The sequence below is a fragment of the Bradyrhizobium liaoningense genome (assembly GCF_018130785.1).
GTDB classification, from domain to species: Bacteria; Pseudomonadota; Alphaproteobacteria; order Rhizobiales; family Xanthobacteraceae; genus Bradyrhizobium; species Bradyrhizobium liaoningense_A.
The window spans coordinates 1-9858 of record NZ_JAFCJT010000050.1; the positions used below are offsets into that span (position 1 = coordinate 1).

Genomic DNA, 9858 nt, shown 5'->3' on the forward strand with positions numbered 1-9858 from the left:
TCAGGAGCCACCGTCAGAATCGATTTCTGCCAAAATCGCAATGCCTTACGAAAAGATCACATGCGATTCCCCTGCCCTGGAGGGGGAGGGTAAGTACCAGCGCCCCGACCCCACCTTAACGACAACCCCAGTTCCCGCCCCGGCGCGGCATTTCGCTGTCGCTTGCGCCTGCCCAACGCGCTAGATTTGCTGGGAAAATGGGTTCGGGCGCCATCGCGCCCAGGGAGAAGCGCGCTCACCATGCTGCACGACTGGGGCGTGATTGCTGCCGCCTTCGGCTATATCGGCTTTCTGTTCCTGGTGGCGAGCCATGGCGACCGCCGCTCGCCGGCCGGGCCCGGTCGTGCCTCCGGACTGATCTATCCGCTATCGCTGGCGATCTACTGTACCTCCTGGACCTTCTTCGGCTCGGTCGGCTTCGCCACGCGCACCTCGACCGACTTCCTCGCGATCTATGTCGGCCCGATCCTGATGATCGGGCTCGGCACGGGCGTGTTGCGCCGCGTGATCCAGCTGGCCAAAGCCCACAACATCACCTCGACCGCCGACTTCATCGGCGCGCGCTACGGCAAGAGCCAGGCAGTGGCCGCCACCGTTGCGCTGATCGCGATCATCGGTTCGGTGCCCTACATCGCGCTCCAGCTCAAGGCGGTCGCCTCCTCGCTGGAAGTCATTCTGAGCGAAGACCAGGCGTTCTCCCACATCCCGATCCTCGGCGACATGGCGCTGATGGTGACGCTGGCGATGGCGGCCTTCGCCGTGCTGTTCGGCACGCGGCAGACCGACGCCACCGAGCACCAGCACGGCCTGATGCTGGCGGTCGCGACCGAATCCATCGTCAAGCTGATCGCCTTCCTCGCCGCCGGCATCTTCGTCACCTTCTGGATGTTCTCGCCGCACGAGCTGGTCGAGCGCGCCATGAAGACGCCGGAGGCGGTGCGCGCGATCGACTATTCGCCGTCGATCGGCAACTTCCTGACCATGACGCTGCTGTCGCTGTGCGCGATCATGCTGCTGCCGCGCCAGTTCCACGTCAGCGTGGTGGAGAATTCCTCGGATGCCGAGGTCAGCCGCGCGCGCTGGCTGTTCCCGCTCTATCTCGTCGCCATCAATGTGTTCGTGATCCCGATCGCGCTCGCCGGCCTCGTCAGCTTCCCGTTCGGCGCGGTCGATCCTGACATGTATGTGCTGGCGCTGCCGATGGAGGGCGGTGCGGGACTTCTCAGCGTCGCCGTCTTCGTCGGGGGCCTGTCGGCGGCGACCGCGATGGTGATCGTCGAATGCGTCGCGCTCTCCATCATGGTCTCGAACGACCTCGTGGTGCCGCTGGTGCTGCAACGGCGGCCGGAGGGACGCACCGGCGGCGCCGATTTCAGCGACTTCCTGCTGCGCTCGCGCCGGCTCGCGATCTTCGCCATCATGGTGATGGCCTATTTCTACTACCGCGCGCTCGGCAACACCCAGCTCGCGGCGATCGGCCTGCTCTCCTTTGCCGCCATCGCCCAGCTCGCGCCAAGCTTCTTCGGCGGGCTGTTGTGGCGGCGCGCCACCGCGCGCGGCGCGATCGGCGGCATGCTGGTCGGCTTCGCGATGTGGCTCTACACGCTGTTCATGCCGAGCTTCATGGATTCCTCGACTTTGGGCATCCTGCTGCTCCAGCACGGGCCGTTCGGCATCGAAGCACTGCGGCCGCAGGCGCTGTTCGGCGCCGACCTGCCGCCGCTGATGCATGGCGTGATCTGGTCGCTGTCGCTCAACATCTTGACCTATGTGCTGCTGTCGCTGGCGCGGCAGCCATCTTCGATCGAGCTGGTGCAGGCCGATCTGTTCGTGCCCAACACGCTCGCGCCGATCTCCCCGAGCTTCCGCCGCTGGCGCACCACCGTCACAGTGCAGGACATCCAGACAACGGTCGCACAATATCTCGGACCCGACCGGGCCCGGCATTCATTCGAGGCATTCTCGGTGCGGCGCAATGTACGCCTGGAATCCGGGGCGCCCGCCGATTTCGAGCTGCTGCAGCATGCCGAGCACCTGATCGCCTCTTCGATCGGCGCGGCCTCCTCGCGGCTCGTGATGTCGCTGCTGCTGCGCAAGCGGACGGTCTCGGCGAAAGCGGCGCTGAAACTGCTCGACGATTCCCACGCGGCGCTGCATTTCAACCGCGAGATCCTCCAGACCGCGCTCAACCATGTCCGCCAGGGCATCGCGGTGTTCGACGCCGATCTGCAACTGATCTGCTCCAACCGGCAGTTCGGCGATCTCCTGAACGTGCCGCCGCATTTCATCCAGTTCGGAACGCCCCTGCGCGAGATCCTGGAATTCATGGGTGTGAGCGAGCCGGACAATCCGGTCGAGCGCGAAGCCGTGCTGGAGCGGCGGCTCGCGGCCTACACCACCGACAGCGAGCCTTATCTCGAGCGCCTGCCCGACCGCCACATGGTGATCGAGATTTTGACCAACCGCATGCCCGGCGGCGGCTTCGTCATCACCTTCACCGATGTCACGCCCACGTTCGAGGCGGCCGAAGCGCTGGAGCGCGCCAACGCGACGCTCGAAAAGCGGGTGCGCGATCGCACCGAGGAGCTGACCCGGCTGAACTCCGAGCTGGCGCTGGCCAAGAGCGCGGCCGAGGACGCCAGTATCTCCAAGACGCGCTTCCTGGCGGCAGCCAGCCACGACATCCTCCAGCCCCTGAACGCGGCGCGGCTCTATGTCACCAGCCTGGTCGAGCGCCAGCACAGCGGCGAGGAGACGCGGCTGGTCGAGAACATCGACGAATCGCTCCAGGCGATCGAGGAGATCCTCGGCGCACTGCTCGACATCTCCAGGCTCGACGCCGGCGCGATGACGACCTCGACCTCGAGCTTCAAGATGGCCGACCTGATGCGCTCGCTGGAGATCGAGTTTGCGCCGATCGCACGCGCCAAGAACCTGGAGCTGGCCTTCGTGCCCTGCTCGCTGCCGGTCGAGTCCGATCGGCTCCTGCTGCGGCGCCTGCTCCAGAACCTGATCTCCAACGCGATCAAATACACCCCGCGCGGACGCGTGCTGGTCGGCTGCCGCCGCCGCGGCGCCTCGCTCAAGATCTGCGTCTATGACACCGGGGTAGGCATTCCGCCGGTCAAGCGCAGCGAGATCTTCAAGGAATTCCACCGCCTCGAGCAGGGCGCGCGGATCGCACGCGGCCTCGGCCTCGGCCTCTCGATCGTCGAACGGCTCGCGCGCGTGCTCAGGCACGGCATCGCCATCGACGGCAACAAGAGCGGCGGCTCGGTGTTTTCCGTGACGGTGCCGACGGCGAAGGCGATCACCCACACTGCGGCCGTGACCAGCGCGACGCCGCTGGCGCGCACGCCGATCTCGGGTGCCCTCATCGTCTGCATCGAGAACGACGCAGCGATCCTCGACGGCATGCGCACGCTGCTGAAGGCCTGGGACGCCGAGGTGATCGCGGTCGCCGACCCCGAGGGCGCGATCGCCGCGATCGAAGGCGCGGGCCGCCGCGTGACCGGCCTGCTGGTCGACTATCATCTCGACCGCGGCAACGGCATTGCCGCCATCCGCGACATCCGCCGCCGCTTCGGCGACGGCATCCCTGCGATCCTGATCACCGCCGACCGCAGCCCCGCGGTGCAGGTCGCCGCGCGCGAGGAAAAAATCGCGGTGCTCAACAAGCCGGTGAAGCCGGCCTCGCTCCGCGCCCTGCTGGGACAGTGGCGCACGCAGCAGATGGTGGCGGCGGAGTAAGACGCGATCAGTAATCGGTCGAGACGCCGAGCGCGCGCCACTTCTCCAGCTCTTCGAGACGCTGCCGGTCCATCGCCGCGATGGCGTTCACGGCGTCGCTGCCGAGCGCGATCCGCAGAGGCGGGCTGTCCATGTCGACGAGCTTCAGCACAACGGCGGCGGCCTTTGCGGGATCGCCCGGCTGGCGGCCATCATAATCGCGCTGCATCCTGACGGCCGCTCCAACGACGGCATCGTACTCGGTCCGCCCTTCGCCGGTCGCATGAGCCGACTGCGCAAAGCCCGTACGGAAGCCGCCGGGCTCGACGATCGTCACGTGCACGCCGATCAACGCCATCTCGCGCGCCAGCGATTCAGAAAAGCCCTCGATGCCCCATTTCGCGGCCGAATAGGCCGCGCGCGCGGGAGCACCGATCCGTCCGCCGACGGATGAGACTTGCACGATGTGCCCGCGGCGCTGCCGACGCAGCACGGGAATCGCCGCCTTCGTGACGATGATGGCGCCGAGCAGATTGACCTCGATCTGCTGACGGAACGAGGCCAGGCTCGTGTCCTCGACCGATCCGAGATCGCCGTAGCCGGCATTGTTTACGACCACATCGACGCCGCCGAACGCCTCCACGGCAAAGCCGATGGCCGCTTGCGCGGCCGCCTCGTCAGTCACGTCGAGCGCTGCAAGCCGCAGCCTCTCGCCGAAGCGTTCACTCAACGGTTCGAGCGGCTTCGTGTCGCGGGCCGTAGCCGCCACGCGATCTCCCGCCGCGAGGGCGGCCTCGGTGATGGCGCGGCCGAGCCCGCGCGAGCTGCCGCTGATGAACCACGTCTTTGACACGGCGCGCTCCCGACTGCTCAAGGCGCAAGCCGTGTGAAGACGTAGTCGCGGCTCTTGGCCCGGGCTTCGTGACAGGCGAAGCAGGTGCGGTGCTGGGCTTCGTCGACCGGCTTGCCGTTGACGAATCGGCCAAAGCCCCAGCCGCCGGTCGCGGCATATTTCCTGGAATCCTTGACCATCACCTGGACCGTGGTGGCGGCGCCGGGAATCGTCGCGGACGCAAATTCGGGTGACTGTTTCCGCTTCCAGGCGCGCTTGACCAGAATGGTGCCGTCGGGGAACGGAAGCTTGCCGTCTTGATAGGCATCGATCGCGATCTGGTTGCCGACGACGGCGCGCAGCTCGTCCAAGGGCGCCGCCTCCTCGGCCGGCGCGATCAGCTCCCACTGCTTGTAGCCCTGCGGGACAGTGACACCGAAGATCGGCGAGGCATCGGCTGTCGCCGGCGCCTCCGCAAAGGCGATCGTGACCAGATACGGCACGCAGGTGAGGACAACGACGAGGAGGAGCACGGCCAGCACGATCATCGTCGCAAAGGATGGAGATTTGGTCTTTTCAGATTTCATTGTCGCCATGACGCTTCGTTAAGTTGCGATCGCTTGTGGGCCTCGGTCCAGCCACGCCGGACCGAGGCCTCGAGCAGATCCTCAGGCGCCGCCGTCCGCGTCGATGACGGCCTTGGCAAAGGCTTGTGGTGCTTCCTGCGGCAGATTGTGACCGATGCCGCCGGTGATCAGGCGAAAGTCGTACCGGCCCGAGAATTTCTTGGCATAGGCGCTGGGGTCGGGGTGCGGCGCACCGTTGGCGTCACCCTCCATCGTGATCGTCGGGACACTGATCAGCGGAGCTGCTGCGAGCTTCTTTTCGAGATCCTCGTACTTCGCTTCGCCCTGGGCGAGCCCGAGCCGCCAGCGGTAATTATGGATCGTGATCGCGACATGATCCTTGTTGTCCAGCGCCGCCGCGCTCCGGTCGAAGGTGGCGTCGTCGAACTTCCACTGCGGCGAGGCGAGCTTCCAGATCAGTTTTGCGAAATCATGCGTGTACTTCTCGTATCCGGCGCGGCCGCGCTCGGTCGCGAAATAGAACTGGTACCACCATTGCAGCTCGGCCGACGGCGGCAGCGGCGCGTTGCCGGCGGCCTGGCTGGAGATCAGATAACCGCTGACCGAGACAAGCGCGCGGCAGCGATCCGGCCACAGCGCAGCGATGATATCGGCGGTGCGCGCGCCCCAGTCGAAGCCGGCAACGACCGCCTTCTTGATGTCGAGCTTGTCCATCAGCGCGATGATGTCGACGGCCATGGCCGCGGGCTCGCCGTTGCGAGGCGTCTCGCTGGAGAGGAAGTGCGTGGTGCCATAGCCACGCAGATGAGGGATGATCACACGATAGCCCGCCTTTGCCAGGATCGGCGCGACATCGACGAAGGCGTGAATGTCGTAAGGCCAGCCATGCAGCAGGATCGCCACCGGACCGTTCGAGGGACCTGCCTCCGCATAGCCGACATTGAGGACGCCGGCGTCGATCTGCTTGATCGGACCGAAGGACGCATTCGATGTGGACGATTTCGGCGCTTCCGTCTCGGCGCGGGCGAGGTCGATCACGCCGAGACCGACGGCGACGGTTCCCGCAGCGACGCCGAAAAATTTGCGACGGTGCTGGTCGATGATCTGTTTCATGGTGGTGCTACCTTGTTGATGGTTGAGGATAGTGCGTCAGATCAGCGCGACCGTGACGTCGATATTGCCGCGAACGGCCTTGGAATAGGGGCAGGTCTGGTGCGCCTCATCGAGAATGCCACGCGCGATCTCGCGATCGAGGCCCGGCAGGCTGACATTGAGACGCGCCCGGAGGGCATAAGTGCCCTCATCGAGAAGAAGGTCGATTTCCGCATCGATCGCGCTTTTTCTGGGAAGCTCGATCTTCCGCTTGCGCGCGGCAATCTCCATGGCGCCTTCGAAGCAGGCCGACCAGCCGGCCGCGAACAATTGCTCGGGATTGGTGCCGATGCCTGTGCCGCCCGGCGACGACAGCTTGACGTCGAGGCGGCCGTCGGAGCTGCGCGAGATGCCGTCGTGTCGTCCGCCGCTGGTGCGGGTCCTGGCCGTGTAGAGCAGTTTTGCCGCTTGCGTCATGAAGGTCTCCTTGCCGTCGCGCAACTGACTAGCAGCGGCGGCAGCAGGACACCCGTTTGGACTTGTGAGAAGTTGTGAGGACCCGGCTCGCAGTCCCCCACGAGGCCTGCATCAGCAGTCTGATGCCGATGCAGGGACGGTCTTGCCGGATTGCGATCATCTGGCTATCCGGTCCGTTTGAGAGGACCAAGATTTCGCCATGACCGAGCCGGCCGGCACCGCAACGGGAACCCTATCGTTCGGGCCATTCACCGTGACAACGCATGAAAGGCTCGTGATGCGCGACGGCGTCGCGCTGCCGCTCGGCGCAAAGGCCTTCGACACGCTGATTGCGCTGATGTCCCGGCCGAACGACGTCGTCAGCAAATGGGATCTGATGGCGCTGGTGTGGCCCGGCCTGACCGTCGAAGAAGCCAATCTGCGCTTTCACGTCGCAGCCCTGCGCAAGGCGCTCGGCGACGGCAAGGACGGCGCCCGCTATATCACCACGCTCTCCGGCCGCGGCTATTGCTTCGTGGCGCCGATCTCGAAGGTCGAAATCCCGCCAGAGCGGCGCGCCACGCAGCGGACGGAATTACCGCCCGTCAAACTGCCGAACCGGCTGCAACGGATGGTCGGGCGCGACGATGCGGTTGCCGCCGTCTCCGGCAGGCTCATCGCTTCGCGCTTCGTCACGATCGTCGGCCCGGGCGGCGTCGGCAAGACCGCCGTCGCGGTGGCGATCGCGCACGACCTGCTCGAGACTTTCTCCGACGCTGCACATTTCGTCGATCTTGCCGCACTCAGCGATCCCGATCTCGTGATCACCTCGATCCTGCTGATGCTGGGCTTGCCGGCGCAGACCGACGATCCCTTGCCTGCACTGCTCGCGCACCTCGGGGAGAAGCGAATGTTGCTGATCCTGGACAATTGCGAGCACGTCATCGCCGCCGCGGCGCCGCTCGCAGCAGAAATCTTCCACGCCGCACCGCATGTCCACATCCTCGCCACGAGCCGCGAGGCCCTGCGCGTCGAGGGCGAGCAGGTCTATCGATTGGCGCCGCTCGCCGTTCCGCCTGACAATCCCGGGCTGACCGCGGCTGCCGCGCAAACCTATCCTGCGCTTCAGCTCTTCCTCGAACGTGCCATGGCCGGAGGTGCGCAGATCGCGCTCGACGATGGCAATGCTGCGATCGTCGCCGGGATCTGCCGCAAGCTCGACGGCATGGCGCTGGCGATCGAGCTCGCCGCCGGCCGGGTCGAGGCCTACGGCCTGGAACAAACAGCCATACTGCTCGACGAACGTCTCAATCTGCTCTGGCAGGGCCAGCGCACCGCGCCGCCGCGGCAGAAGACGTTGCAAGCCACACTGGACTGGAGCTACGGGCTCCTGTCCGACACCGAGCGCGTCGTGCTGCGCCGGCTTGCCGTCTTCGCCGGCCACTTCACCATCGACGCCGCGCTCGAAATCGTGCCGGACCAGCGCGTCGACCGCTCGCGCCTGTTCGATGCCATCGACAGCCTGGTCGCCAAGTCGATGGTCGCGCCGCGACCGATCGGCGCCATGATGCGCTATCGTCTGCTCGACACGACGCGCGCCTATCTGCTCGAGATCGAGCCGGACGAGACCGCGCTCGCCGCCCGCCACGCAACATACTACCGGCGATGGCTGGAGCAGGCCGGCACGACGTGGGCGACGGTGCCGAGCGCCGACGAGCGCGCGATCCATTTCTCCGCGCTTCACAATGTGCGCGCCGCGCTCGACTGGTGTTTTGGCAAAGGCGGCGATGTCGGCATCGGCATTGCGCTTGCCGCCGCCGCGGCGCCCATCTTTCTCGCGATGTCGCTGCTGATCGAATGCCGGCGCTGGTCGGAACGGGCGCTGCTTGCGATCGATCCGCCCTCGCGCGGCAGCGCCGGGGAAATGCACATCCAGGCCGCCCTCGGATTGACCTTGATGTTCACGCGTGGCGGCAGCGAAGCTGCGCGTGCCGCCCTGAGCAGGAGCCTGGCGATCGCCGAGGCGCGCGGCGACGCGCCGAACCAGCTCCAGCTGCTCGGCCGCATGCACATCTTCCACGAGCGGATGGGACAGTTCGACGCCGCACTCGGTTATGCGCAGCAGAGCCTCACGGTTGCCGAGACGCTCGGCGATGCCGCCTCCATCGCCCTCGCCCATTCGCTGCTGGGTGTCTCCTTGCATCTGGCCGGCGAGCATCGCGACGCACTGCGCATGCTGGAGGCCGCCTGGCACGGGCCGGGCACGGAGCGGATCAGCACGGTCCACGGCTTCGATCACCGCAACCGGGCCGGCATCTCGCTCGCGCGCGAGCTTTGGCTGCAGGGCCGGCCTGCGGATGCGCGGCAACTGGCGCTGCAGACGGTCACCGAGGCCGCGCAGATGGACCATCCGATCACGCTCTGCATCGCGCTGATCTGGGCGGTCTCGATCGATCTCTGGAGCGGAGATCTCGACGGCGCGGAAGAGAACATCGACCGCTTCATCGCACATGCCGAATCGCGCTCGATGGGGCCTTATCTCGCGGTCGGCCGAGGCGTCAAAGGCGAGCTGGCGATCCGGCGCGGCGACGCCGCAGGCGGCGTCGAGACGATACGGGCCTGTCTGCGCGAGCTTCACGATTCCGGCTACGAGCTGCTGACCACGACGTTAAACATCGCGCTCGTGCATGGCTTGTTGGCGCTCGGGCAGATCGAGCAGAGTGCACGCCTGATCGACGACGCGATCCGTCTCGTCGAGCAAGGCGGTGATCATCTCTATATGCCCGAGCTGCTGCGCATGAAGGGCAAGGTGTTACTGTCCCTCCCGGACCCGAACCGTGGAGAGGCCGAAAACCACCTGATGCAGTCCTTGGACCTCTGCCGTCGCAGCGGCGCAAAAGCCTGGGGGCTGCGGGCTGCGATCGATCTCGCCGGGTTCCTTGCGGAACGTGGCCAGTGCGAGGAAGCGAAGCGGTTGCTTCGATCGGCGCTCGAAGGCTTTGCCGAGGGCTCCGAGACTGCGGATATCAGGGCTGCCAACGAGCTACTACGGACATCATCGGCTCCGTCATCCTTGTAAGTCAGATTGCGCCGGATCGGCTAGAGTGTCCGGTGCGGTAACGGACGGGAGACCGCTTCATCCAAGGGCTTTGAAGCCCGTGC

The 9858-nt window shown here is 66.1% G+C and carries 6 protein-coding genes; 2 read left to right on the plus strand and 4 right to left on the minus strand.

Features of this window, described 5'->3' with window-relative positions:
• Positions 1 to 240: 240 nt before the first annotated feature.
• Positions 241 to 3750 (plus strand): PAS domain-containing hybrid sensor histidine kinase/response regulator, encoded by a 3510-nt coding sequence (locus JQ627_RS38635; RefSeq protein WP_212489558.1) that lies wholly within the window; start codon positions 241 to 243, stop codon positions 3748 to 3750.
• A 7-nt stretch (positions 3751 to 3757) separates the two neighbouring features.
• Here JQ627_RS38635 and JQ627_RS38640 read toward each other — a convergent pair whose 3' ends face one another.
• The 4 genes from JQ627_RS38640 to JQ627_RS38655 all read right to left on the minus strand — a co-directional run bounded on the left by JQ627_RS38640 (position 3758) and on the right by JQ627_RS38655 (position 6717).
• The gene (locus JQ627_RS38640; protein ID WP_212489559.1) at positions 3758 to 4582 is read right to left on the minus strand and encodes an SDR family NAD(P)-dependent oxidoreductase; all 825 of its coding nucleotides are present in this window, start codon (positions 4580 to 4582) and stop codon (positions 3758 to 3760) included.
• 17 nt (positions 4583 to 4599) lie between these two features.
• Complete coding sequence (locus tag JQ627_RS38645; RefSeq protein WP_409363846.1) at positions 4600 to 5109, minus strand: cytochrome P460 family protein; 510 nt, start codon at positions 5107 to 5109, stop codon at positions 4600 to 4602.
• A gap of 120 nt (positions 5110 to 5229) precedes the next feature.
• Positions 5230 to 6261: an alpha/beta fold hydrolase gene (locus JQ627_RS38650; RefSeq protein WP_212489561.1), complete on the minus strand. Its 1032-nt coding sequence runs from the start codon at positions 6259 to 6261 to the stop codon at positions 5230 to 5232.
• Between the two features lie 36 nt (positions 6262 to 6297).
• On the minus strand, positions 6298 to 6717 hold the full coding sequence (locus JQ627_RS38655; RefSeq protein WP_212489562.1) for an organic hydroperoxide resistance protein: 420 nt from the start codon (positions 6715 to 6717) through the stop codon (positions 6298 to 6300).
• A 199-nt stretch (positions 6718 to 6916) separates the two neighbouring features.
• On the opposite strand from JQ627_RS38655, the gene JQ627_RS38660 reads away from it, so the two are divergent.
• Positions 6917 to 9775 carry a winged helix-turn-helix domain-containing protein gene (locus JQ627_RS38660; protein WP_212489563.1) on the plus strand — a complete coding sequence of 953 codons (2859 nt, stop codon included), beginning with the start codon at positions 6917 to 6919 and terminating at the stop codon, positions 9773 to 9775.
• The last annotated feature ends 83 nt before the right edge of the window (positions 9776 to 9858 follow it).

Excerpts from the sequence above, each read along its gene's own strand:
- JQ627_RS38635 (WP_212489558.1), top strand. The coding sequence starts at position 241 with ATGCTGCACGACTGGGGCGTGATTGCTGCCGCCTTCGGCTATATCGGC.
- JQ627_RS38645 (WP_409363846.1), bottom strand. The coding sequence starts at position 5,109 with ATGATCGTGCTGGCCGTGCTCCTCCTCGTCGTTGTCCTCACCTGCGTG.
- JQ627_RS38650 (WP_212489561.1), bottom strand. The coding sequence starts at position 6,261 with ATGAAACAGATCATCGACCAGCACCGTCGCAAATTTTTCGGCGTCGCT.
- JQ627_RS38655 (WP_212489562.1), bottom strand. The coding sequence starts at position 6,717 with ATGACGCAAGCGGCAAAACTGCTCTACACGGCCAGGACCCGCACCAGC.
- JQ627_RS38660 (WP_212489563.1), top strand. The coding sequence starts at position 6,917 with ATGACCGAGCCGGCCGGCACCGCAACGGGAACCCTATCGTTCGGGCCA.